The organism is Sphaerisporangium sp. NPDC049457 (assembly GCF_055586705.1).
Genome location: NZ_JBVJHR010000010.1, coordinates 22,233 through 46,056, shown reverse-complemented (window position 1 = coordinate 46,056; position 23,824 = coordinate 22,233). Strand labels below are relative to the sequence as shown.

24 protein-coding genes are annotated in these 23,824 nt (G+C 70.5%); 8 read left to right on the top strand and 16 right to left on the bottom strand.

Translation table 11 applies throughout. The features are described 5' to 3' along the window. The first annotated feature begins 44 nt into the window (after nt 1-44). Both ACZ6QO_RS17155 and ACZ6QO_RS17150 read left to right on the top strand, forming a co-directional pair. The gene (locus ACZ6QO_RS17155) at nt 45-1,400 is read left to right on the top strand and encodes an AAA family ATPase (protein WP_465851676.1); all 1,356 of its coding nucleotides are present in this window, start codon (nt 45-47) and stop codon (nt 1,398-1,400) included. A gap of 2 nt (nt 1,401-1,402) precedes the next feature. Continuing rightward, on the top strand, nt 1,403-1,870 hold the full coding sequence (locus tag ACZ6QO_RS17150; RefSeq protein WP_465851675.1) for a hypothetical protein: 468 nt from the start codon (nt 1,403-1,405) through the stop codon (nt 1,868-1,870). Nucleotides 1,871-1,987: 117 nt separating this feature from the next. Here ACZ6QO_RS17150 and ACZ6QO_RS17145 read toward each other — a convergent pair whose 3' ends face one another. Then, a complete protein-coding gene (locus ACZ6QO_RS17145) occupies nt 1,988-5,593 on the bottom strand; it encodes an NACHT domain-containing protein (RefSeq protein WP_465851673.1) in 3,606 nt (1,201 codons plus the stop codon). 108 nt (nt 5,594-5,701) lie between these two features. Next, nucleotides 5,702-6,076 carry a hypothetical protein gene (locus ACZ6QO_RS17140; protein ID WP_465851672.1) on the bottom strand — a complete coding sequence of 125 codons (375 nt, stop codon included), beginning with the start codon at nt 6,074-6,076 and terminating at the stop codon, nt 5,702-5,704. A gap of 130 nt (nt 6,077-6,206) precedes the next feature. Between ACZ6QO_RS17140 and ACZ6QO_RS17135 the strand changes: the two genes are divergently transcribed. Further along, complete coding sequence (locus ACZ6QO_RS17135; protein ID WP_465851670.1) at nt 6,207-6,752, top strand: hypothetical protein; 546 nt, start codon at nt 6,207-6,209, stop codon at nt 6,750-6,752. A 96-nt stretch (nt 6,753-6,848) separates the two neighbouring features. On the opposite strand, the gene glmM is transcribed toward ACZ6QO_RS17135, so the two are convergent. The 3 genes from glmM to rplM are packed head-to-tail and all read right to left on the bottom strand — an operon-like array spanning nt 6,849 to nt 9,227. Then, on the bottom strand, nt 6,849-8,210 hold the full coding sequence (gene glmM, locus ACZ6QO_RS17130) for a phosphoglucosamine mutase (RefSeq protein ID WP_465851669.1): 1,362 nt from the start codon (nt 8,208-8,210) through the stop codon (nt 6,849-6,851). Further along, nucleotides 8,207-8,731, bottom strand: coding sequence for a 30S ribosomal protein S9 (gene rpsI / locus ACZ6QO_RS17125; protein WP_465851667.1), 525 nt, complete (start codon nt 8,729-8,731; stop codon nt 8,207-8,209). The genes glmM and rpsI overlap by 4 nt, the downstream gene beginning before the upstream one ends. 52 nt (nt 8,732-8,783) lie before the next feature. Beyond that, nucleotides 8,784-9,227, bottom strand: coding sequence for a 50S ribosomal protein L13 (gene rplM, locus ACZ6QO_RS17120; protein ID WP_465851666.1), 444 nt, complete (start codon nt 9,225-9,227; stop codon nt 8,784-8,786). Nucleotides 9,228-9,547: 320 nt separating this feature from the next. Between rplM and ACZ6QO_RS17115 the strand changes: the two genes are divergently transcribed. From ACZ6QO_RS17115 to ACZ6QO_RS17100, 4 genes are all read left to right on the top strand, one after another. Continuing rightward, a complete protein-coding gene (locus tag ACZ6QO_RS17115) occupies nt 9,548-10,345 on the top strand; it encodes a CAP domain-containing protein (RefSeq protein WP_465851665.1) in 798 nt (265 codons plus the stop codon). A gap of 35 nt (nt 10,346-10,380) precedes the next feature. Beyond that, the gene (locus ACZ6QO_RS17110; RefSeq protein ID WP_465851663.1) at nt 10,381-12,156 is read left to right on the top strand and encodes a hypothetical protein; all 1,776 of its coding nucleotides are present in this window, start codon (nt 10,381-10,383) and stop codon (nt 12,154-12,156) included. Nucleotides 12,157-13,574: 1,418 nt separating this feature from the next. Further along, nucleotides 13,575-13,892, top strand: a complete 318-nt coding sequence (locus ACZ6QO_RS17105; protein WP_465851662.1) for a hypothetical protein — start codon at nt 13,575-13,577, stop codon at nt 13,890-13,892. Between the two features lie 36 nt (nt 13,893-13,928). Then, on the top strand, nt 13,929-14,096 hold the full coding sequence (locus ACZ6QO_RS17100; protein ID WP_465851660.1) for a hypothetical protein: 168 nt from the start codon (nt 13,929-13,931) through the stop codon (nt 14,094-14,096). A 306-nt stretch (nt 14,097-14,402) separates the two neighbouring features. On the opposite strand, the gene ACZ6QO_RS17095 is transcribed toward ACZ6QO_RS17100, so the two are convergent. Next, complete coding sequence (locus tag ACZ6QO_RS17095; RefSeq protein ID WP_465851659.1) at nt 14,403-15,017, bottom strand: hypothetical protein; 615 nt, start codon at nt 15,015-15,017, stop codon at nt 14,403-14,405. Between the two features lie 193 nt (nt 15,018-15,210). On the opposite strand from ACZ6QO_RS17095, the gene ACZ6QO_RS17090 reads away from it, so the two are divergent. Further along, complete coding sequence (locus ACZ6QO_RS17090; RefSeq protein ID WP_465851657.1) at nt 15,211-16,734, top strand: hypothetical protein; 1,524 nt, start codon at nt 15,211-15,213, stop codon at nt 16,732-16,734. A gap of 72 nt (nt 16,735-16,806) precedes the next feature. Here the strand turns inward: ACZ6QO_RS17090 and truA are convergent, their stop codons facing one another. From truA to ACZ6QO_RS17040, 10 genes are all read right to left on the bottom strand, one after another. Then, the gene (gene truA / locus ACZ6QO_RS17085) at nt 16,807-17,727 is read right to left on the bottom strand and encodes a tRNA pseudouridine(38-40) synthase TruA (protein WP_465852006.1); all 921 of its coding nucleotides are present in this window, start codon (nt 17,725-17,727) and stop codon (nt 16,807-16,809) included. Nucleotides 17,728-18,139: 412 nt separating this feature from the next. Then, complete coding sequence (gene rplQ / locus ACZ6QO_RS17080; RefSeq protein WP_465851656.1) at nt 18,140-18,676, bottom strand: 50S ribosomal protein L17; 537 nt, start codon at nt 18,674-18,676, stop codon at nt 18,140-18,142. Nucleotides 18,677-18,793: 117 nt separating this feature from the next. Continuing rightward, a complete protein-coding gene (locus tag ACZ6QO_RS17075; protein ID WP_114032755.1) occupies nt 18,794-19,810 on the bottom strand; it encodes a DNA-directed RNA polymerase subunit alpha in 1,017 nt (338 codons plus the stop codon). Nucleotides 19,811-19,927: 117 nt separating this feature from the next. Then, nucleotides 19,928-20,554, bottom strand: a complete 627-nt coding sequence (gene rpsD / locus ACZ6QO_RS17070; protein ID WP_465851653.1) for a 30S ribosomal protein S4 — start codon at nt 20,552-20,554, stop codon at nt 19,928-19,930. Nucleotides 20,555-20,574: 20 nt separating this feature from the next. Beyond that, nucleotides 20,575-20,979 (bottom strand): 30S ribosomal protein S11, encoded by a 405-nt coding sequence (gene rpsK / locus ACZ6QO_RS17065; protein WP_012887860.1) that lies wholly within the window; start codon nt 20,977-20,979, stop codon nt 20,575-20,577. A gap of 93 nt (nt 20,980-21,072) precedes the next feature. Beyond that, nucleotides 21,073-21,453 carry a 30S ribosomal protein S13 gene (gene rpsM, locus ACZ6QO_RS17060; protein WP_465851652.1) on the bottom strand — a complete coding sequence of 127 codons (381 nt, stop codon included), beginning with the start codon at nt 21,451-21,453 and terminating at the stop codon, nt 21,073-21,075. A gap of 203 nt (nt 21,454-21,656) precedes the next feature. Beyond that, entirely contained in the window at nt 21,657-21,770 is a 114-nt protein-coding gene (gene rpmJ / locus ACZ6QO_RS17055) for a 50S ribosomal protein L36 (RefSeq protein WP_003956441.1), read from the bottom strand. Nucleotides 21,771-21,882: 112 nt separating this feature from the next. Further along, on the bottom strand, nt 21,883-22,104 hold the full coding sequence (gene infA, locus ACZ6QO_RS17050) for a translation initiation factor IF-1 (RefSeq protein ID WP_012887858.1): 222 nt from the start codon (nt 22,102-22,104) through the stop codon (nt 21,883-21,885). Nucleotides 22,105-22,710: 606 nt separating this feature from the next. Continuing rightward, nucleotides 22,711-23,169, bottom strand: coding sequence for a hypothetical protein (locus ACZ6QO_RS17045; RefSeq protein ID WP_465851651.1), 459 nt, complete (start codon nt 23,167-23,169; stop codon nt 22,711-22,713). Between the two features lie 185 nt (nt 23,170-23,354). After that, complete coding sequence (locus tag ACZ6QO_RS17040; RefSeq protein ID WP_465851650.1) at nt 23,355-23,783, bottom strand: DUF1707 SHOCT-like domain-containing protein; 429 nt, start codon at nt 23,781-23,783, stop codon at nt 23,355-23,357. Nucleotides 23,784-23,824: the final 41 nt, after the last annotated feature.

The window sequence follows — 23,824 nt, the reverse complement described above, 5'->3', positions numbered from 1 at the left end:
CGAACCCGTCATGGCGGCGCCATGACCCCCGGTACGGTTTACCCATGAGACCGCACCTGTTGGAGCTGCGCCTTTCACATTTCAAGACGTTTCATGATGAGAAGCTGCTCTTGCATCCAATGACGGTGCTTATCGGGCGCAACAGCAGTGGGAAGTCAAATGCGCTCGATGGTCTCGAAGTTCTCTCTCGACTCGCCAGCGGCGCGGACGTCGCCGACGCCCTCGACAGTCGCCGGGGCGACGAGGGACCCCTGCGCGGCGGAATGGCAGGCTGCCCGCCACACGGTAGTGATCATTTCACCTTGGGCTGCAAAGTCTTCTCCCCCGAGGACGCACCACACCGCGACTACTGGCTCCTCGACCTTGAGGTCACCGTCCAGGTTCGGCCAGAGCCTGAGATCGTCAAGGAAACCCTGCGGGGCGTCTCTGGAAAACGGCGTGACACCAAGAACCCAGAGGAAAAATACTTTCATACCCTCCTGACCACGCACGAACCTTCGTCGGGCCCTGGAAGCATCGACGCAAGCTGGCACAGCGGGCGCAGAGGACGCGCGCCCCGCGGAGCGTTTCGATCGACCAGACTCCTTACCGCGCAGCTTCCTCTCCGCATACCCGGCGAAACCAAAACGGAGCAACAGGTCGTCAAGGCCGCGAAGACCGTACTAGACGTCCTTGGCCGCGTTTTCCACCTTGATCCAATCCCTCATCTGATGCGGCAGTACGTGCCCGGACGCGATGTCAGACTGAGGCGGACGGCGGAGAACCTCTCGGCCGTCATCGGGCAGATGTCAAACGAGGACCCTGAGGGATTCCGGCGCCTGCTGCGACTGGTACAGGATCTCGTGGAGCACGAGGTCACCGGCCTCGACATCGTGCGCTCGGAGTTGAACGATGTCATGCTGGCGCTAAACGAAAGCAATGCGATCACGCCGGCTCGGGAAATGAGCGACGGACTTCTGCGCTTCATCGCGATAGCCACAGCCCTCCTGCGCAGAGGTACGGACCTGGACGTCGGAGGACCGGACGGCAAAGATGAGAACCGCCCCATCACGCTGGTGATCGAGGAATTGGAGAACGGCCTGCATCCATCCCAGGCCGCGAAATTGCTTGAACTAGTAAAAAGCTACGCAATGGACTACGGCGCGCGAGCGCTGTTCACTACACACAGCCCTGCGCTGCTGTCCGCCCTCGATCCGAGCGATCACACAGGTGTTATGGTCTGCTCTCGTGACTCTCGCACGGGATGGTCACATCTTCGGCCACTTCCCGCCCTTGAAGGCTACCCAAGGCTGATGGCCAAGGGAAAGCTCGGTGATGTGATCACGTCCGGGCTGCTGGAGGAAGGGACCGAACAGGCCACGAACTACAGCGAGTTCGACCGGCTGATGGGAATGGAGTGACCATGAGCCGCAGGGTCGAATTCGTTGACACCTCCATTCTGTGCAACCTGCTGGACGTTCCCGGGAAAAACCAGGACCGGCAAGCGGTCCAACAGGATCTGATGACCAAGAGAAAGTCCACGGACCTGATCCTGCCCGTCACGGCCGTTATCGAGACGGGCAATCACATCGCCCAACTCAAGGACGGATCTGCTCGCCGGGATCGCGCGGAGAAGCTGACCAAGCTTCTGGAACTTGTCATCGCAGGGGATGCCCCCTGGGTCCTCCATACGGTCGAGTGGGGTGAAGGCTTTCTCCGTCGGCTCCTCACGGGAGCCGGAACAGATATCACCCTGACCAACCACGCCATGTCCGGACTAGGACTGGGCGACCTGTGCATCCTGGTCGAACGCGAACTGTATCAGCAGCGCGTAGCAGGCGTCGAAGTGTCCATATGGACTCTCGACCATCAGCTCAGTGCCCATAACTGACCTGCTCGCGCCCACGCCTTCAGCGATCACCACCGATGTCATCTTCGCGTGCTGCGACAGGAGCCTCGGCAGGGAGACGCCTCAACGAGGTCGATCGAGACGAGCGACCTTCGTGGCTCAGGTTCGCATAAGGACGATGAGTTCGTTCGCCGGCAGGCGGCCCTCGAACCGTTCCTGGAGGCCCGCGAGCCCGGCCATGGCCTCGGCGAGCAGTTCGGCGGCCCCCTCGCTCTTGCTGACCGGCAGCTCGTACCGCCCGCCGACGGGGCGCACCAGCAGTGCCACGGCGGCGAGCAGGCGCACGCGCGCGTGCGCGAAGTCGACCACGTTGTAGGAGGCGCCGTCGAGCAGCACCGGAGCGACCAACTCGTCGGCCTCCTCGGCCAGGCTCAGGGCCTGCTCGCGGACGCTCTCCGCGAGGCCGAGCGAGGTCATCCCCGACAGGACGGCGATGCCCCCGCGCAGAGCCGCGACCGGATTCCCGCGGTGGCGCAGCGTGAAGGACAGCCCTCTGGTGAACTCGGTGAGCGCACGCTCAAACGCGGCACGGTGGAAAGTCGTGAGCGGGGGTCCGCCTATGGGCGTCCGCCCCGAGCCGCCCCCGGCCGTGACCCGCGTCGGCCGCCACAAGGTGAGCAGAACGTGCAGCGCGGTCATCGCTCCCTCGAACCGGTCGTCATGCATCACGAGGGCCAGGCCGAGCCCGCGCCTGAGTTCGTCTTCCCCGTCGGAGGTGCCCGCGCCGTCGTAGAACTCGTGGACGGCATCGGGGTCCCGGAAGTAAGGCGAGTCGCCGGCGACGCCGGACAGCCGGGCCAGAACGGCGTCGGCGCGGCCGAACTCCCGGGTGGGATCGCCGGCCATCCGGTCGAGCCGGCGCTCATGAGCCAGAACGGCGGCATGCTCAAGCGCCTCCTCCAGATTCGACACGATGAGCCGCCACGCCGGTATTCGCAGATCCTCGGACAGATCAGCATCGAGGTGTCCGTAGGCGCCCAAGGCGTCCTCGATCTGCTCGATCAACGGCGCGAGGAGGTCGGTCAACGAGAACAACGAGGGAAGTCGCCTGGAGTTCGGAAATGCCCTGCCCGGCAGGGTGGCCTCGACCAGTTCGTCGAACGTGAGGAAGCCGGTGAGGCCGGCGTGGGCCGCGAGGTCCAGGCCAAGGGCCTGTCCCAGCCGCATGACGCGGGCGAGCACCACGGCGCGGCGGGCGTCCGCCGCGCGGTCCAGCACGAGGATTCCGAGGCGTTCGAGCTCCAGTCGCAGCGCCAGGACCAGGACGCGGGCGAAGTCGTCCCGGTCGCGGCCCTGCGACGGCTCCTCGACGGATCTGAGCGCGGCGGCGAAGACGCGCGTGTGCGACCACACATTCCGGGATATCTCCGCGCTCAGCGCCAAGGCCAGATAGTCGCCGCAGAAGGCGACGTCGCGCGCCGGGTAGTCCAGGAGGCGCGAGACGTCGGGCGCGTACGGGGATCTGACGCGGGCCGGTTGGTAGAGGACGACGCCGTCGGCGGTGGGGGCGACGCCATCGGCGGTGGAGGTGACCTCCGACGGCCCTGCGGCGCCGGAGCCGCGAACCCAGACGGTGCGGCGCGGAACGCCCGCCACCAGGCTCAGGGCGGGGTCGGCGATCTCCTCGGGGGTCGGCAGCCGGTAGGTGACGTCCCCGTCGAACAGGGCGTTGAGCCAGTTGACGAAGCGCTCGGCGTGACCGGCGAGGACGCCGACCGCCGGCACGTCACCGGCCGCCCTGGCCGACGCGTCCCCGGCACCGGTCGGCGACGCGTCCCGGCCGTCCTCGGACGGCACGTTCCCGCCGCGCGCGGGTGAGGCGTCGCCGTCGTGACCGGACGAGGCGTCGTCGCGCGCGCCGTACCAGGTGTCGCCCCGCACCCCGGTGTCGCGGAGGAACATGTCGTACAGGTCGCGCGAGACCGGGCGGGCGCAGACGGCGGTGTTCTCGTCGAGCCAGATCACCTCGCGCAGGCTCCGCGTGGCCCGCACCCCGGCGAGCAGCCGGCGACGGTCCTCGTCCTGCTCGGCGCCGCCGGAGTCCAGCAGGCCCTCCAGCCGCTCGCGGATCTCCGGATCCACCTGGAGGGCCTGCTCGGCGCAGTCGAAGGCCAGGGCCAGGGCGTGGACGGTTCCCGAGGCCATGCACGCCTCGATGACCGGGGTCGCGTCGGCGTTGGCGGACCACAGCAGAATCGTCTCCCGCCACCACGGGTCGTCCACGTGACCGGCGAGCGGGCCCGCGTCCTGCTGGCCGATCTGGGCGGCGGCCAGGTACTCCTGCAAGGTCAGGTGGGCGAAGGCGTACATGCCGTGCTCACGTTCCACGAGCAGACCGCTCTTGCGGGCCTCCTCCAGGAAGACCTCCGGGGTCACGGTGCCCGACACCGTGCGCAGCGCCCGCCTGATTGCCCTGCGCGCGTCCACGGCCGCCATGTCCCGGACCCTGCCCCGCATCATGGCCAGCGCCAGGTGCCGGACGACCCGCTCCTTCTGCGGGCCGCGGAGGCCGGTGGCGTCGGTCAGGTTGCGGGCCTCCTGGCGACGGTGCAGCAGGACATCGCACATCTCGGCGTACAGCGCGGCGCGGCTGCCCGGGAGCTGGCCGCGGTAGCGGTGCACGTTCGCGATCATGGTGAGCAGCAGGGGGTTGGCCGCCAGGTCGTACAGGCCGGGGGCCGCGCGGACGCGGGCGAGCAGTTCGTCGGCCTTGCCAGCGGCGATGTCCCTGACGGCCGGGCCGGCCGCGCCGGCGGCGCGGCTCTCGATGGCGTGGTACCAGCCGTGCAGGTAACGCGTGATCTGCTCGTGGGTGAAGCGCCGCACCTGGAGCACCTCGGCGCTGGGCAGCGGGTTGGACAGATAGCCGTGCGGGCGGGAGGTGACGACGTACTGGTTGCCGGGGTGCCGCTCGATCTGCCGCCGGATCCACGCCACCACGCGGACGCGGTCGTCATCGTCGGCGACCTCGTCCAGGCCGTCCATCAGCACGACGCAGCCGCCCCGGTCGAGCCGCCGCTCCAGCCACGCGGCGGGGATCTTCCCGGCCAGCCACCCGGCCGACGTCGCCACGGCGGCGAGTCCGGGGGGCTCCTCGGCCAGCAGCGCGGCCGCGTGGTCGCGCAGGTAGATGAGAACGGGCAGCGGGCCGCGCTTCCAGAACCGCCACGGGCGCGCGCTCAGATTGAGCGTGGTGCTGCGGGCGAGGGTCGTCTTGCCCGAGCCGGGCCCGCCGATGACCGCCAGCACCCGGCCGCCGTCGCCCGCCGCGAGAAACGACTCCAGCGTCCGCCGTTCGCCGGGCGTCGCGTGCCCTCGCGCGGGGACGGCTCCGACGTAGGGCTCGCGGGCCGTGTCGTGCGTGGGTTTGGGCATCAGGCTGACGTCGACGTACACCTGCCGCGTGCGCAGCATGAACTCGCTCTGGGTGGCCACCCCGACGGTCTCCATGTAGCTCACGCTGGCGCGCACCTGGCGCAGGTAGACGCCGCGGCCTCCGCGCGGCGGCCGTGAACCCGAGGGAGGCGACGGCTGGGAGACCAGCAGCTCCCTGGACAGCTCGGCGATCAGGGCCAGAGCGAACGCGGCGTACGCCCAGTTCCAGCTCAGCGCGCCGTTGTCCAGTACCTGGTTGGTGGCCACCCCGGCCGCGACCACGCCGGCCGCTCCGGCGGCCACCCGCACCAGGACCTTCAGACCCCGCACCGATGTCCTCCTCCTGGCCGGCCCACGGACACCACTGAACCGGAATCGGGCCCGACGGACGGTGCGTTTCGCCGACCCGAGACACTCCGGGCGGCGGGAGCGGGCGGCTCAGCGGCGGAACATCAGGCGGACGCAGATGCCGATGGCGACGCAGCCGACCGAGAAGACCAGCAGCAGCGTCGAGATCACGAATCCGAGCACCCACATGCCGCCGTCGCCGTCGGGCTGGGGCGTCATGCCGTCCCACACGGCGAGCAGCGGCTGGGGCAGTGAGAACGGCACCAGGACGGCGATGGCGCTTCCCACGCGGACGACGCTGCCCAGGATGACGGCGACCAGCAGGACGCCCGCGCACGTCCATGGATACAGCAGTGAGCGGAAGAAGTCGCCGTCGGTGCCGGTGGCCGTCAGCATCCACGTCACGAGGACACCTCCGGCGAAGGAGGTGACGGCGATCAACTGGTGCCTGCGCCTACGGATCACGACCAGCCACCCTAAATCACCCCTGACAGGAAAAGCGGCTTGAGTCTCCACCGACTGGAGGGTGAAGTCTTGCCTTCGAAGCATCGCCCGGAGCGGTGCTTCGGCGACATGACTGAGGAGACGAGGAAACATGCACGATTTGGGCGCACTGTCCGCACGGGAGCGACAGCAGATCATCGACGGCTTCGTCGACGAGGCGTTCGCGGGCATCGACCCCGGCGCCCCGGGCGCGGGCATCGCCCAGGCCATGCGGCAGTTGCCGGCCGAACTGCCGCAGGAGCCCGGCGCGGAGGTGAGCGAGGCGTGGTCAGAGCTCGTCGAGCTGATCTCCGACGAGGCTTTCCGGCAGCGTGTGCGGCAGATGGCGCTGGCGGGCGCGGAGGGCGGGCAGGCTCAGCCGTACGACCCGCAGCCGGTGATCGAGCACGCCGGGGCGGCGGTGGCGGCGGGCATCGCCCCCGGGTCGCCGGAGGCCCGGCGGGTGCTCGACCGCATCGTCGCGCCGGACATGCCGGCCGATGAGCGGTCCGAGCTGGCCGCGCGGCTGGAGACCTTCACCGACCGGCGGGTGGAGCGCTACTGGGAGCTGACGGGCGTGCTCAACGGCCGTCCGCCGTTCCCCTCCAGCCTCCCGGCCTTCGAGTGGTTCATCGCGGCACTGCGCGCCCACGCCTGAGACCAGAAGAGAGGCCACCGGGCGCGGCGGCGCCGGACATGAGCGTCCCCCGTACGACAAGTCGTACGGGGGACCACGGCGTTGGACCGAGACCGGCTATCCGCAAGTGGTGCGGACGACCTCGGCCAGCTTGTTCGCGATGGCCTCGGCCTCGTCCTGGGACTCGGCCTCCACCATGACGCGGACCATCGGCTCGGTGCCGCTCGGCCGGATGAGCACCCGGCCGCCGTCGCCGAGCGACTCCTCAGCGGCGGCCACGGCGGCGGCGAGCTCCAGCGAGCCGGCCGCCTTGGCCTTGGAGACGTCGCGGACGTTCACCAGCACCTGCGGCAGCCGCGTCATGACCGAGGCCAGCTCGGCGAGGGAACGGCCCGACCGGGTGACCTCGGCCAGCAGGTGCAGCGAGGTGAGCAGCCCGTCGCCGGTGGTGGCGTGGTCGAGCAGCAGGACGTGGCCCGACTGCTCACCGCCCAGGTTGTACCCGCCCGCCTGCATGGCCTCAAGGACGTAGCGGTCGCCGACGGCGGTCTCCACCATGGTCAGCCCCGCCTTGGTCAAGGCGTGCTTGAAGCCCAGGTTGGACATGATGGTCGCCACGACGGTGTCCTGGACGAGGGTGCCGGCGGAGTGCATGGCCAGCGCCAGCACCACCATGATCTGGTCGCCGTCCACGATCTCGCCGGACGCCGTCACCGCCAGGCAGCGGTCGGCGTCGCCGTCGTAGGCGATGCCGGCGTCGGCCCCGCGCTCCACGACGGCCTCGCGCAAGGCGTCGAGGTGGGTGGAGCCGACGCCCTCGTTGATGTTGAGGCCGTCGGGCGAGGCGCCGATCGTCTCGACGACGGCCCCCGCGCGCAGCAGCGCCTCGGGAGCCACCATGTGCGCGGCGCCGTGCGCGCAGTCGACGATCACGCGCAGCCCGTCCAGGCGTCCCGGCAGCGTTTCGAGCAGGTGGGAGACGTAGCGGTCGGCTTCGCCGTACGCCTCACGGACCCGCCCGACGGCCGCGCCGACCGGACGGCTCCACTTCTCGCCGAGCCGCTGCTCGATGTCGTTCTCGACCGCGTCGGGCAGCTTGTACCCGCCCCGGGCGAAGAACTTGATGCCGTTGTCCGGTGCCGGGTTGTGCGAAGCGGAGATCATGACCCCGAGGTCGGCCCCGAGGGCCGAGGTCAGATAGGCGACGGCCGGGGTGGGCAGCACGCCGAGGCGCAGCACGTCCACACCGGACGACGCGAGGCCGGCGACCACGGCGGCCTCGAGGAACTCCCCCGAGGCGCGCGGGTCCCGGCCCACGACGGCGACCGGGCGGCCACGCCGCCCGACGCTCGACTCGAACGCGCCCGCGTCACCGAGGACGTGAGCCGCCGCGACCGAAAGGTCCATGGCGAGCTCGGCCGTGAGGTCGCGACCCGCGACCCCACGAACCCCGTCGGTGCCGAAGAGCCGACCCGTCAACGCTTGCTGTACTGCGGAGCCTTACGGGCCTTCTTCAGACCGGCCTTCTTCCGCTCCGTCTCACGGGCGTCGCGGGTGAGGAAGCCGGCCTTCTTCAGCGGCGGACGGTTGACCTCGGAGTCCAGCGCGGTGAGCGCGCGGGCGAGGCCCATGCGCACGGCGCCGGCCTGGCCGGTCACGCCGCCACCGTCGATGCGGACGAAGACGTCGAACTGGTCCTCGGCGCCGAGCGTCACGAACGGCTCGTTGACGATCTGCTGGTGGACCTTGTTCGGGAAGTAGTTCTCCAGCGAGCGGCCCTCGATGGTCCACTTGCCGGTGCCCGGCATGATGCGGACCCGGGCGATGGCCTCCTTGCGGCGGCCGGTGCCGTAAGAGTTGCCCGTGGTGATGGGCTTACGTGCGGCGACCTCGCTGCTGGGAGCGGACTCGCTGGTGTACTCGGACGGGAACTCCTCGGAGTTGTCCGCAATGTCCAGCTCGCCCTCGAGGGGCGTCTCGACACCGGTGGGCTCAGCCACGGTTCTCCTCTAACTTTCGATCTCGCGTCGGCCGTCGGCCAACGGCGTACGACTACTGGGCGACCTGGGTGATCTCGAACGGCACCGGCTGCTGCGCCAGGTGCGGGTGCTCGGCACCGGCATAGACCTTGAGCTTCTTGGCCATCTTCCGACCGAGGGAGTTCTTGGGCAGCATGCCCTTCACGGCCTTCTCCACGGCCCGGTCCGGCCGCTTCTCCAGCAGCTCGCTGTAGGAGACCGAGCGCAGACCGCCCGGGTAGCCCGAGTGGCGGTACGCCTTCTTCTGCTCCAGCTTGTTGCCGGTCAGGGCCACCTTGTCGGCGTTGATGACGATGACGAAGTCGCCCGTGTCGACGTGCGGCGCGAAGATCGGCTTGTGCTTACCGCGGAGCAGCGTCGCGACCTGGGTGGCCAGCCGACCCAGCACGACGTCGGTGGCGTCGATGACGTACCACTGACGCTGTACGTCGGTGGCCTTAGGGGTGAACGTGCGCACGGTGGTAAGCCTTCTGTCGGGTTGGCGTCTCTGGTGGAGGTCATGGGCGGGCGCACGACAGCCCAGACCTTCCGTCTCCACGAGCAGGGAGATGACGCCGGACGCGCCGCGCACCGGTCACGAAGGACCGATTCGCACACAACGAACCTGCAGACTACCGCCTGTGACAGGCACGGGTCAAAACGAACGACGCCGACGCCTGGACCGTCACAACGGGCCCGCGCCCACAGTCTATTGGTGATCAGACCAATGTCCCAACGAAAACCAGTCCCTCACGTCTCTTCTTTAACATGAGCTGACCTCTCTATATTGGCAGCGGTATGTGTCAGCGCCCTCACCTTCGGCACACCCGGCGGTTCCCCCATCGGCGGACCGGGCTGGGTCTGCTGGCGTGCCTGACCCTGGTCCTTCTCGCCGGCTTCGTGGCCGTGCGGCTGGACGGCGCCCAGAGTCCCGGCGAGGTCTACCTCCAGACCGGCACGCCCACGCCCACCCTCACCCGGCTGCTGGCGGCGCCCAGGCCCAAGGCGACGTCCTCCGTCGGCCGCGCCCCGCTCGGCCACGTCGCGCGCGCGTACGTCTCTCCCACGGCCGGTCCGCGATCGCGTCCCACTCCGGCGGCCACCACACGGCCCCACACCATCGACGGCTCGGGCTCCGAGGTCCCGGCCGGCACGAGCGTCGGCGCGGCGGGCGGCCGGGGAACGCAGGAGCCGCCGCCCGACGGGGCTCCCTCCGCCGCCCGGCTCGAAGCCGAGGCCGTGCGCCTCACCAACCGAGAGCGGGCGGCGCACGGATGCGCGCCGCTGCGCGTCGACCCGCGGCTCACCCGGTCCGCGCGCGCCCACAGCCGCGACATGGCGGTGAAGAACTATTTCGGCCACACCTCGCCGGGCGGGGCCAGCCCCTGGGATCGCATGGCCCGGGCCGGGTACGGCAACAGCGCGGCCGAGAACATCGCCCGCGGCTACGAGACCGCCGATGAAGCCGTACGCGGCTGGATGGCCAACACAGGGCATCGCCGCAACATCCTGAACTGCCGCATAGTCACCGTCGGGGTCGGGGTCGCCTACGGTTCCGGCGACACCTGGTGGACGCAGGACTTCGGCTATTCCTGACCTGTTATGTCGTCGTGCCGGGCTAGTCTCGGCGCATGGGTTACCCCGGGGATCGACAGCCACGCCGCCAGCCTTACCAGCCGTACGAGACACCTCGGCAGACCGGCGACCTCCGGCCGGAGACCGAGCCGGAAGCGACCGCCCGCGAGTCGGGGTCATGGCCCGTCGCGCCCGAATCCGGCGCTGACCTGCCCTCGTGGGGCCGCTCCGAAGAGCGGCGGCAGCACTCGTACGGCGACCCCGCCTCCAGCGGGGCGGGCGACCCCACCTTCGACGTCGGGCGGACGTACGGCACGCCGCGCAACACCGCCTTCCCCGAGCCCGAGGGCGACGTCCGCCCCTTCGAGGCCCCGCGGGCGCGCGGCGGCGCGTTCACCCCGCACAGCGAAGGCTCCTTCGGCAGGCCGCCGGCGAGCGGCTCTTTCGGCGAGACATCGACGAGCGGCCCCTACGGCGAGACGCGAAGGAACGACGCCCTCGGCGAGACGCGCTCGAACACCCCTAACGGCGACGCGCGCTCGACTTACGGACACACGCGCTCGGACACCTCTTACGGAGAGACCCGGTCGGACACCTCTTTCGGCTCTTTCGGCTCTTTCGGCGAGACGCGGCCGGACGCCTCTCCCGGCGGGACGCAGACCGGCGGGACGTACGGCGGAGCGCGTGGAGCAGGGGCGTTCGGCGAGGCCCGGGGCGGTTCCTTCGAACCGCGCGAAGGCGGGTCGCTCGGCGGGCGGCAGGCGCAGTCGCGTCCGTTCGAAGACCTCGGCCGCCGTCCCTTCGAACCTCCCGCGCACCAGCAGGCGGCTCCCTCGAACGCCGCGCCGTCCCAAACCGGTCCTTTCCAGCCCGTGCCGTCGCAGACGACGGGCCCCTTCGGCAACGCACGGTCGCAGACGGGGTCCTTCGAGACCCCTCGCGCGCAGACCGGCGCCTTCGAGAATCCCCGCGCGCAGACCGGCGCCTTCGAGAATCCCCGCGCGCAGGGGCAGGCCGGGAATGGGCGCGGCAGAGAGGCCGCGGCGTCCGTGCCGCCGCCTCCCGACAAGAAGAAGGCGAGCGAGTTCGACCTGGTCCCGCGCACGTCGCGAGCTCCGCTGTTCATGATCGGGGGGGTGTTCGGCCTGATCGCCGTGATCGTCCTGGGCATCGTCATCATGAGCCAGAGCGACGACCCGGTCAGCACGGCGTCCCCCTCGGCCGGCGGTCCCTCGGCGCAGGCGCCGGTGGTGGGCCGCGTCGGCAGCGGCAAGTACGGCTTCGCGGCCTCGCGCAAGAGCGACCCGCAGCCCCTCACGCTCAAAGAGGTGTTCGGCCACAGGAAGGTCACCGCCCACAAACGCTCGTACATCATGACGGTGCGGCGGCTCGACAAGAAGTGCAAGGACGCCGTGCACGGCGCCAAGATGCAGAAGGTCCTGACGGCGGGCAAGTGCACGCAGTTCCTGCGCGCGAGCTTCCGCGACGCGCCGGGCAAGCTCATCGGCACGGTCGGCGTGGCCAACCTGAACACCGCCGCCGGGGCCAAGAAGGCGGCGAAGACCGGCACCGGCGGCGAGCTGCAGGACTACGTCAACCCGCTGCAGGGGAAGGACTCCGCTACCAAGCTGCTCGGAAGCGGCGGCGAGTCGTACGCCACCGCGTGGCCGCAGGGCCATTACCTGGTGCTGCTGTGGTTCCAGTACAAGGACGGCCACAAGCCGTCCAAGACCGAGCTGAAGCGTCTCAACCGAGCGGCGATGGACATCACCGAGGCGACCGTCTTCTCGGCGCTGGACACCCGCGCGCTCACCGGCGTCAAGAGCAACTGACCTCGGGACGAGGCGACCGGGCGACCGGGCCACCCTCGCGGCCCGGAACGCGCGCTGCCGGACCCAGGCTCCGCCCGTGGACCCGTCCTCCGGCCCCGCCTTCCCGGACCGATGCGATCGGTCCGTGCCCCGGTCGAGACAGGCGGGCACTTCACCGAGGGAGCAATTGGCCACCAAACCGCTTATATATGTAGATAAGCGGACAAACCGCTCGGCAAGCTAGACCAGGAAACGCCCATAGCGGTATGCCGATCTCCGACTGTGGATACGCTTCCGCGTATGCGTGGCCAGGATTCCGGATCCGAGCACGAACGCGGGACCGAGAGCTCGGGGGCTCCGTCAATGCCACCCCCGAGCTTCGGGCAGGTACGCCCGCAGGTGCCAGGAACCGACCAGAGCGTGACGGATTCCAACTCGACCCAGGAGGTGAGATCCCCCCGCCGCAGAGGTACGAGGGGCCTCTCCTCCGCCGAGGAGACGACCGCCCCGGCCTCTGGCGATGCCCTGACCGACCGCCCCTCCATCTCTGAGTCGGCGACCGGCACCACCAGCACCTCCGACTCCCCCACCACCCCTGGCACCGCGCTCTCCGGAACGGCCGCCACGGGGTCTGCGCCGGCCCCCTCGGCGGGGTCGTCCAACCCTCTGGGAACAGAGCACGGCACGGGCGGCCGTTCCTCGCGACCGGCCGATCGCTTCCCTCTCGATTACGAGTGGCTCGATCCCGACCAGCCGCCGAGGCACAACTACCGATCGGTCGGCTCCCCCGGCACTTCTGACGGCGGCGGCGTGTCCGCAAGCCCCGCACCGAGCGGTCTGTCGACGTCCCCTCCGCCCGGCGGCACGTCTCCAAGCCCTCTGTCCGGCGGCATGTCCATGAACGCCCAGACGGACGGCGCCCCTGCAAGCCGGCAACTCGGCGGCATGACGACCGGCGCTTCACAGGGAACCGGCCCGCAAGGAGCCGGCGCGGAGGGAACCGCCGCACAGGAAACCCACCCGCAGGGAACCGGCATACACGTAACCGGCGCGCATGGAGCCGGCATACAGGTAACCGGCGCGCAGGGAAGCGGCTCGCAGGCCGGGCCAGAGGCATGGCAGTCGCCCCCTCCGTACGGCACCTCCGGTGACAGCGCCCCCAACGTGCCGGTCGCGGGTCAGATGTGGGCCGCGCCGGTGCTCCTCCCTCCGGACGCCGCCGAGGCCCCCGCCATCGACCCGCGTCCGGCGGACTCGCTCGCCCCGCCGAACTCGTGGGCCATCCCACCGGCCTCCTCGGCGGCGGTCCCCCAGAACGGGCCGTCCTTCTCCCAGCAGCCCGGCAGCCCCCCGCCGAGCTGGTCCGCAGCTCGCCAGGAAGCACCCGCATCTGCCGCGGGCCAGACCCCCGCCCCGCAGACCGCACAGCAGGACCGGCCGTGGGCGCCGCCCAGTCCACAGGACCGGCCGTGGGCGCCGCCGACCCCCCAGAACGGCATCTCGTCGCCGCCACAGAACGGCCCGTGGACAGCGCCGGCATCACAGGACGCCCGATGGGCGCCGCCCGCGCCGCAAGACGGCTCCTGGACGCCGCCGACCCCGCAGGACGGCACCTGGCCGTCCTCCGCACCGCAGAACGGCCCATCGACGCCGTCAGCGCCGCACAGCGGCCCATCTACGCCACAGACGCCACAGAACGGCCCATGGACGCCACCGGCGCCACAGAGCGGTCCAGGGACACCGCCGGCCTCCCCTGAGGGCGCCTGGACGGCTCCGGCCCCCCAGGGCGGCCCATGGACGCCGCCGGCGCCTCAAGACGGCCCGTGGACGTCGGCGCCGCCACAGAACGGCCCGTGGACGTCGGCGCCGCCACAGGACGGCCCGTGGACGTCGGCGCCCGCACAGGACGGCCCGTGGACAGCAGCGCCGCCACAGGACGGCCCGTGGACGTCGGCAACTGAGGACGCTTCGCGGGCGCCTTCTCAACCGCAGCACGGAAACCGGCCGCCTTCGGCGCCGCAGGACGCGCCGTCGCCGTCCCTGCCTCCGCATGCGCCATCTCGGCCGCAGGACGCCCCACCCAGGCCACAGGACACCTTGCCTGGACCGCAGAGCGCCTCGTCCGGGCCGCAGGACGCCTCGTCCACGCCACAGGACGCCTCGTCCACGCCACAGGACGCCTTGTCCGGGCCTCAGGATGCCGCACGGCCGTCCCATAACGCGCCGAAGGACGCCGGGCACCAATCTGGTGCCGGCACGTGGCGTGCTCAAACCCCGCAATATCCCGACGTGCCGGTCTGGCCGCCGCCCGACATGCTCGACGGCGACGGCACCGGCGCAACGCACGCCGGCGGGCCCGGGGATGCCGCGGGCACCAGCGAGGCGGAGGGCAAGCGTCCTTCGAACGCCGACGACAAGCCCGCGACGCCGGAAACCGCGCCCGGCGCGGACCAGGCCGAGACCGCACCCCGCGACCTGCCGCCGTCCCAGCCCTCGCCGGGTCCGGGGCCGTCCCAGCCGTCGCCCGTCCCGACGCCCGGTCCGCGGCCGTCCCCGACGATTCCTGCGCCGTCGCCGCCCCCGGTGCCGGCCCCGTCCATCCCGGCGCCGCGGCCTCCCGCGCCCAGCACCGCGCCACCGTCCGAACCGCCGACGTCCCCCCTGTCAGGTTCCCCCGCCCCCGGCATGTCCCAGGCATCGGAGACTTCCCCGACATCGGACACCTTCCCGACGTCGGGGACGCCGACGGCACCGGAGGTGTCGGCCGAGTCGGCCACATCTCCTAGTTCGGACGCGGCACCGTCCTCCAGCACGTCCGCGCTTCCCGGGTCCGGCGCGTCGACGCCGTCCGGGACCGGGAAGCAGGACGACGCGCGAGGCATGCCGGCCATCCCGCGTTCGCAGGCGGGGCCTCCGCCCAGGCCCGCCCTACCTCCCGCGCGTCCGCCGGGCACCCCGCTCCCGCCCGCGCCGATGTCGCTCAGCCCGCTGGACGACCGGTCGCCAGGGGCGCGCACGGCCGAGGGCCCGACATTGCCAGGACGGGTGCCCGGCACGCCTCTCCCCCCTGCCCCCATGACGAGCGACGCGCTCCCACTGCGCTCCAGGCACGCGCTCTCGCCCGGGGCCTCCGCTGAGAAGTCCTCTGCGGAGACGACCCAGCAGGCCACCGGTACGTCCCACCCGGGCACGGGAACGTGGCAAGCGGGTGCGTCCGGTACGGCGCTGCCGCCCGCGCCCGCGCCGGGCACACCGCTCCCGCCGGCGCCGCGCAGCCTCTCGCCGCTGCCCCTCCCGCCGGGCGGCGCCCCCTCGCCCGCCGACGGCGCCGCCAAGCCGTCCACGGTCGGGGGCACCTCAAACCATCCGTCCACGTCCGGCGGCGTCGGCAAGGGCTCTTCCGGTGCCGGCGGCCTCACGAACAGCCCGCCCACGACCGGCGGCGTGACGAACAGCCCGTCGAGCGCCGCCTCCGCAGGCGGCCCGTCCACGGCCGACGGCATCACCGGTAGCCGATCCACGTCCGCGGGCGGTCTGTCCGCGTCCGGCGGTGGCCAGGCCGACGTCGGCGGCGGCATCGCCGGTAGCGGGTCGGCAGGTGGTGTCACGACCGCCTCGCCGACGACCTCGGTGACGACGGCATCGGCCATCTCGACGGGCAGCGCGTCCGGCGGCGCTTCGACGGCCACCGGCATCACCACCGCGCCGGCGCCCGGCACGGGCATCGGCATCGGGGTGACCGGAAGCTTCGGGAGCGGCGAGCGTCCCACGGCCTCCGAGGTCGCGGTCGAGCGCCCACCGTTCGTCCCACCGGGCGCCACCCCGCCCGAGCCGCCCGCCGGGACCACATCCGGCGAGCCGGCTCCCCGTTCCGGCAAGAGGGTGGTGCTGGCCGCGGGGGTGGCCGTCGCGGTCGCCGCGATCGGCACGGCGGCGTTCTTCGGCTACCAGAGCTACAACACCACGGGCAAGCCGGTGACCATGCCGGACCCGTTGCCGTCGGTGGATGTGGTCCTGCCGGAGGAGGAGCCGAGCGTGTCCGCCTCTCCTGAGCCGAGCGTGGCGGCGACCACCGTGCTGGACTCGGTGAAGACCGACCCCAAGAAGCTCACTCTCAAGGAGGCCTTCGCGCGGCGGCGGGTGACCATCGACGGGCGCGCCTACACCCGTGCCAAGGTGGACATCACGCCGCAGTGCGACAAGGTGGCGGTGGGCAGCTTCGCCACGGCGCTGAAGCGCCAGAAGTGCACCCGCGTCCTGCGGGCGACGTACGTCGACAACAAGCGCCGCTACGCGGTGACGACGGGCATCGCCGTGTTCCCGACCAAGCGGGCGGCCGTCGCGGCCGACAAGCGGAAGGACCTCGCCAAGACCGTGTGGTTCCGCGGTCTGGCGGGCGGGACGGGCACCGGCACCGACAAGGCCGACATCTCCGGTGGCTACGCCGCGGGGCTGGTCTGGGGACGCTACATCGTCTTCAGCTTCGCCACCTACAGCGACGGGCACACGCCCGGCGCACAGGAGAAGGACCTCGGCCCGGTCAGCGGCGCCTTCCGCGACTACACCGCCCGGGTGATCGAAAAGCGCGTCACCGACTGACCGTCCGGCCGCCGGGCCCCGATCACACGGGGCCCCGCCGGCCCGGCCACCCGGACCGCCTGCGGGGCGGGTTCAGAGGTTGAGGGTACGCAGGTGGCGGGTCTGGCCGGCGCGGTGGGCCAGTTCGTCGTCGGCCGGGTAGCGGACCTCTTCCAGGCACAGGCCGCGCGCGGGGGCGACGTTCACCCCCGAGTCGCGTACGGCCTTCAGCAGGACGTCGGCGGGCCAATCGACGGGCCGCTGCCCCTCGCCGACGGCGAGCAGGCAGCCGACGAGCGCGCGCACCATCGAGTGGCAGAAGGCGTCGGCGACGACGGTGGCGACGAGCAGGCCGTCGGCGTCGCGCGCCCATTCCAGGCGCTGGAGCTCGCGGATGGTCGTGGCGCCGTCCCTCCTCTTGCAGAAGGCGGCGAAGTCATGCTCTCCGAGCAGATGGGCGGCGGCGGCGTTCATGCGGTCCATGTCGAGGGTCCTGGGATACCAGAGAACCTCGCGCCTGCGCAGCGGGTCGCCCCCTCCCGGAAGGTCGCAGACACGGTACGCGTAGCGCCGCGAAAGCGCCGAGAACCGGGCGTCGAAGCCTTCAGGGGCCACGCTGACGGCATGAACCCGTACGTCCGGCGGCAGAACACCGGCGAGGCGCCGGGTGAGCGTGGAGAGCCGCTCGGACACGCTCATCGAGCCGGCGTCCTTCTTGCGTCCCTCGACCGCCCGCAGCGCCTCGGCGGGCAGGTCGACGTGCGCAACCTGGCCGCGCGCGTGCACGCCCGCGTCGGTACGGCCGGCGACCGTCAGGGAGGGCGGAGCTTCGAGACGCAGGACGCGGGCGAGCGCGCCCTCCAGCTCACCTTGGACGGTCCGCCGCTCAGGCTGGCGCGCCCAGCCGGAGAACTCGGTGCCGTCGTACCCGAGGTCGAGCCGCAGCCGCAGCGTCACTCCCGCGTCGTCCAAGGACACGGCCGCCGGCACGGCTTCGACCCCGGAAGGCACCATGCCGGAACCGGACGACGACGCGCCTGGCGCGGAGGTCGTGGGTGCTGCGGGCGGTGATGCGGGCACTGCGTTCTCCCTGAGTGCCGAGGTTGCCGTCGTCCTGCTCGTAGTGATCGCCGTGATGCCGCCGATCGCCCCGGCCGTGCTGATCGCCGTGGTCGTGTTGATCACGCCGGCCGTGCTGATCGCCGTGCTCGCGCCGGTCGCCGTGGCGGTGCTGATTGCGTTGGTCGTGCTGATCGCCGTGGTCGCCACCGTCGTCAGGCGAGGCCGGACTGACCGTGCGGCTTGGTGGTCGAACGCGGACGGGCCCAGCGCACCGGGTGGTGTGCTGGGCCCGTCCGTGAGCGTTCCGTGGCCGGTCGGCCCGCCAGGCCCGGGGGCGGCGAGCCCCCGGGATGGCCGCCAGAGGTCAGGCCTCGTCCTTCTTGGACTCGGTCTTCTCGTCGGCCGGCGCCGCGTCGGCGGGGGCCTCGTCGGCCGGAGCCTCGGCGGTGGGAGCGTCGTTCTCGGGGAGCTCGACGACTTCCTCGGCGGGGGCGGCGACCGGTGCGGCGGCGGGCGTCGTACGGGTCGTCGTCACCGCGTTCAGCGGCTCGGACACCAGCTCGATCAGCGCCATCGGGGCGTTGTCGCCCTTACGCGGGCCGAGCTTGGTGATGCGCGTGTAGCCACCGGGACGCTCGGCGAAGGTCGGCGCGATCTCGGTGAACAGGTGGTGGACGACGCCCTTGTCCTTGACCACGGACAGAACCTGTCGGCGGTTGTGGATGTCGCCCTTCTTGGCCTTCGTGATGAGACGCTCGGCCACCGGCCGAAGGCGCTTGGCCTTGGTCTCGGTGGTGCGGATGCGGCCGTGCTGGAACAGCTGGGTGGCGAGGTTCGCCAGGATCAGCCGCTCGTGGGCCGGGCTGCCGCCGAGACGTGCGCCCTTGGCAGGCTTGGGCATGGTCGTTCTCCTTTGAGGTAACCCGCCCCGGCCGTGTCAGGTACCGGGGTCGGGCCGGGAGCCCAGGTGGTCACCAGGGCTCCCGTTGACAGAAAATGCGTCGCCGGCCGAAGCCGATCAGTACTGCTCGGTCTCGACGTAACGGGCGTCGTCGTCGTCGTAGTCGCCGCCGGCGACGGCCGTCGGGTCGAATCCGGGCGGGGAGTCCTTGAGGGCCAGCGTCATCTCGTGCAGCTTCTGCTTGACCTCTTCGATCGACTTGGCACCGAAGTTCCTTATGTCGAGAAGGTCCTGCTCGCTGCGCGCGACGAGCTCACCCACGGTGTGGATGCCCTCGCGCTTGAGGCAGTTGTAGGAGCGGACGGTGAGGTTCAGCTCCTCGATCGGCAGCGCCAGGTCGGCGGCGAGCGCCGCGTCCGTCGGCGACGGGCCGATGTCGATGCCCTCGGCCTCGACGTTGAGCTCGCGGGCCAGGCCGAACAGCTCGACCAGCGTCTTGCCGGCGGAGGCCACCGCGTCGCGGGGCTTCATCGACGGCTTGGTCTCGACGTCCAGGATCAGACGGTCGAAGTCGGTGCGCTGCTCGACTCGGGTGGCCTCGACCTTGTAGGTCACCTTCAGGACCGGCGAGTAGATCGAGTCGACCGGAACGCGGCCGATCTCCTGGCCGGGCTGCTTGTTCTGGGCGGCGGAGACGTAGCCGCGACCGCGCTCGACGGTCAGCTCCATCTCAAGCTTCGCCTTGCCGTTCAGCGTGGCGATGTGCAGGTCGGGGTTGTGCACCTCGACGCCGGCCGGCGGCGCGATGTCGGCGGCCGTGACCTCGCCGGGACCCTGCTTGCGCAGGTACATCACCACGGGCTCGTCGTGCTCGGAGGAGACGACCAGGGCCTTGAGGTTGAGAATGATGTCGGTGACGTCTTCCTTGACCCCGGGCACGGTCGAGAACTCGTGCAGGACGCCCTCGATGCGGATGCTCGTGACCGCCGCCCCCGGGATGGAGGACAGCAGCGTGCGGCGCAGCGAGTTGCCGATGGTGTAGCCGAAGCCCGGCTCCAGCGGCTCGATGACGAACCGGGACCTGGTCTCCTCGATCGACTCTTCGAGGAGGGATGGGCGCTGTGCGATCAGCATGGGTTCTCCCCTGGTTACGCGGGGCCCGCTATTTGACCACCGCGATTGGGTTGTTCACTGCCAAAGCTGTACGGCCTCCGCGAGGACGCCGTACAGCTCCGCAGACTTGCTCGAGCCTTACTTGGAGTAGAGCTCGACGATCAGCTGCTCCTGGACCTGGGTGTCGATCTGCTGACGGACCGGGAGCTGGTGCACCAGGACGCGCAGCTTGTCGGGAACGACGCCCAGCCAGGCCGGGACGGTGCGGTCGCCCGTGGTGGCGCGGGCCACCTCGTACGGCATCAGGTTGCGAGCCTTCTCGCGGACCTCGATGATGTCGTGCTCGCGGACGCGGTAGGACGGGATGTCGACCTTCTTGCCGTTGACCAGGATGTGGCCGTGGCGCACCTGCTGGCGGGCGGCGTCACGGGACACGGCCAGGCCGGCGCGGAAGACGACGTTGTCGAGACGGCTTTCCAGGATCTGGAGGAGGTTCTCACCCGTCTTGCCCGACTTGCGGTTGGCTTCCTCGTAGTAGTTGCGGAACTGCTTCTCGAGGATGCCGTAGATGCGGCGGGTCTTCTGCTTCTCACGAAGCTGGAGCTGGTACTCAGACTCCTTGGGACGGCCGCGGCCGTGCTCACCCGGAGGGTAAGGACGGATCTCGATGGGGCACTTGGGGGACTCACACTTGCTGCCCTTGAGGAAGAGCTTGGTCTTCTCACGGCGGCAGAGCTTGCAGTCCGCTCCGGTGTAACGAGCCATTTCTCTATTTCTCCTGGGCCTCAGACGCGGCGGCGCTTGGGCGGACGGCAGCCATTGTGCGGAACCGGGGTCACGTCCTGGATGGACCCCACCTCAAGGCCGGTGGCCTGGAGGGACCGGATCGCGGTCTCACGACCGGAGCCGGGGCCCTTGACGAAGACGTCGACCTTGCGCATGCCGTGCTCCATGGCGCGGCGGGCGGCGTTCTCGGCGGCCATCTGCGCCGCGAACGGCGTGGACTTGCGGGAGCCCTTGAAGCCGACGTGGCCGGCGCTGGCCCAGGAGATCACGTTCCCGCTGGGGTCGGTGATCGAAACGATCGTGTTGTTGAACGTGCTCTTGATGTGGGCGTGCCCGTGAGCGACGTTCTTCTTTTCCTTGCGGCGCACCTTCTTCGGTGCACCCTGGCGGCTCTTCGGAGGCATGTAGCGCTATCTCCTGAGGTGGTCGGTCCTGCTGCGTGGACGGCGGCGCGGCATCGGGTCGTCGGACGGCCCGGCTCTGCGCCGCGTCGCGGACTACTTCTTGCCGGGCTTCTTCTTGCCGGCCACGGTCTTCTTCTTGCCCTTGCGGGTGCGCGCGTTGGTCTGCGTGCGCTGACCATGCACGGGAAGGCCGCGACGGTGACGGATGCCCTGGTAGCAGCCGATTTCGATCTTGCGGCGGATGTCGGCCTGGACCTCGCGGCGGAGGTCACCTTCGATCTTGAAGGTGGCTTCGATGTAGTCACGCAGAGGCACCAGCTCGGTGTCGCTGAGCTGGTGGACCCGCAGGTCACCGTTCACGCCGGTGGCGTTCAGGATCTCGATGGCGCGGCTGCGGCCGATTCCGTAGATGTAGGTGAGAGCGATCTCCAGCCGCTTGTCGCGGGGGAGGTCGACGCCAACCAGGCGAGCCATGGTCGGGCATTCTCCTTCGATGTGGCGGAGGTCCTGCGCCTCACTACCCCTCCCCATGCCCGGGGTGAGGGCCCCGGCCTCCGACCGGGGGTCGCCCGCGCGGTTCGGCCCTGAGGCCGCCTGCGCGGGTGTGGTGCGCGATTACGTTGTTCCGGGTGAGCCCGTCCGCCCCCTGAGGGCCGGACGCCTCACCCGGGCCGCGATCAGCCCTGGCGCTGCTTGTGGCGCAGGTTGTCGCAGATCACCATGACGCGACCGTGCCGGCGGATCACCTTGCACTTGTCGCAGATCTTCTTGACGCTCGGCTTGACCTTCATAGTCCCTGTCGTTCCTCAGACGGCCCGCCCGCCGGCCCTGCCCGGTAGTCCCGCCGACGCCGTGCGGAACGCACGACCGCGGCGGTTCTTCCTCGCTGCCGGGACGGGGGGCTTACTTGTATCGGTAGACGATCCGCCCACGACTGAGGTCGTAGGGGCTCAGTTCAACGACAACCCTGTCGTCGGGGAGGATCCGGATGTAGTGCATCCGCATCCGTCCGCTGATGTGGGCCAGGACCTTATGGCCGTTGTCGAGTTGCACCCGGAACATCGCGTTCGGGAGCGACTCAACCACAGTGCCCTCGATCTCGATGGCGCCGTCCTTCTTGGCCATGTCCCTCGCGTTTCACTGATCGGTCGTCTGAGGTATCGGCACACTAAGCAGCCGCGACCTGAAGCGCGCATGAGAGAGCGGCGATAGCTGACCGCCGACGCGCATTGGTCATAGTGAGCCGACAAAGGAGTGTACGACAACCGGCGAGGAATTGCGAAACGCCTGGCGCTTGTCCGGACACAACCGACCACTAGCGTACCTCACCGAACCCGGAAGAGCAGCGGACCCGCCGCCCCTGCTTCGGCCCCCGACCGGGCCACCTGCCGCGCGATGTCCGAGCAGACCACCTGCCGCGCGGCGCCGGCGCGGACGCGCCCACCCGGCCGCACGGTACCGCCGATACCGGGCCTGGGTGGGCGCGTGCTCGTGGCGCGCCCGGGGGGCGCTCGCAAAAGCTCACCTACCCGGCGACACCCCGGGAAACTGCCCTGAGCGGTAAAGCCTGCGTCCAATGCCCGTGAACAGTCCAATGCCCGTGAACAGTCCAATGGGCCTGAACACGAGAAGAGCGGGCGCTCCCCCCCAGGAGCACCCGCTCGTCTTCCCCCGCCTCCGGTCCCCCTCACTGAGACCGGAAGGTCTGATCACCGTGAGAGAGGAGACCGGTCAGAACCGGTGCCAGCCGCTCCAGTCGTAGTCACGGGTGGAACCCTCGCCCACGCGGAAGCGGAAGCCGTCCGTGCGCCGGTTGAAGTCGATGCGGTGGCCGAAGTGGCCGAAGGTGCGGTAGCGCTTGTAGAAGTGCCAGCCGCTGCCGTTGTGGTAGTAGACGTCCAGCCACGCGTACTGGCGGTCGCGGTCACGGTCGAACAGGTCGAAGTCGAGGTAGTAGTGGCCGCCCGACCGGCCCCAGAAGCCCTTGACGTAGGCGCGGTCGCCCCGGTCCTCGCGGCCGCCGAAGTCGGAGAAGTACGGGCCGAAGCTGTGACGGGACAGAGCCTGGGTGGCCGAGGTGGCGGCGGCGGCGCCCTCCGTCGACGCCGAGGCGGCGGGGGCGGCGGCGACGCCGGCCGCCAGAGCACCGGCGAGGGCGGTGCCGACGAGCAGGTTGCGGATCTTGCGCACGGTTTCCTCCTGTGAGCGAGCGTCCTCAGGGTGAGGACGCGTTCCCCGTGCCGGTCGAGCTTTCTGTGTGCCGCTCGTTCCGGACAACGCTCACGTTATGGAGTTCGGCCCTACCGTTCTGCGTACGAATACGCACTCACCGCCGAGGGTGTATTTCTCCACAGAACACGCGAATACGGAAGGGCTCAGGCCTTCTTCCCCGAGTCGCGCGAACCCGCACCGAAGATGGTGCTGACCAGCAGAATCGCGCCCCAGGGGCCCGCCACCCACATCGGCCAGAAATATCCGCCGAGGTCGGTGAGGGCGTAGACCACCGTGCAGACGGCCAGCACGGAGGCCCACGCCGACCAGGCGGCCTTGATCACCTTCACGCCCTGGCCGGCCTCCGGGGACGGCGCCGGCGCCTGGGCGGCGGGAAGGTTGTGCAGGTCGATGTCGGGCAGGTCGGCGGTGAGCTTCTGCAGGTCGCCGTAGGTGCGCCCGGCGTAGACGAGTTCGAGGCGCTCGTTGAACTCGTCCATCGTGAGCCTGCCTTGGGCGCAATGCTCACGCAGTGCGGCCGCGACCCTGTCTCGGTCGCCGTCGGACGCCCTCATGTCCGGTGTCGCAGCCATCACCATCAACTCCCGCGCAGACGTCAGCCGACAGGCCGTTC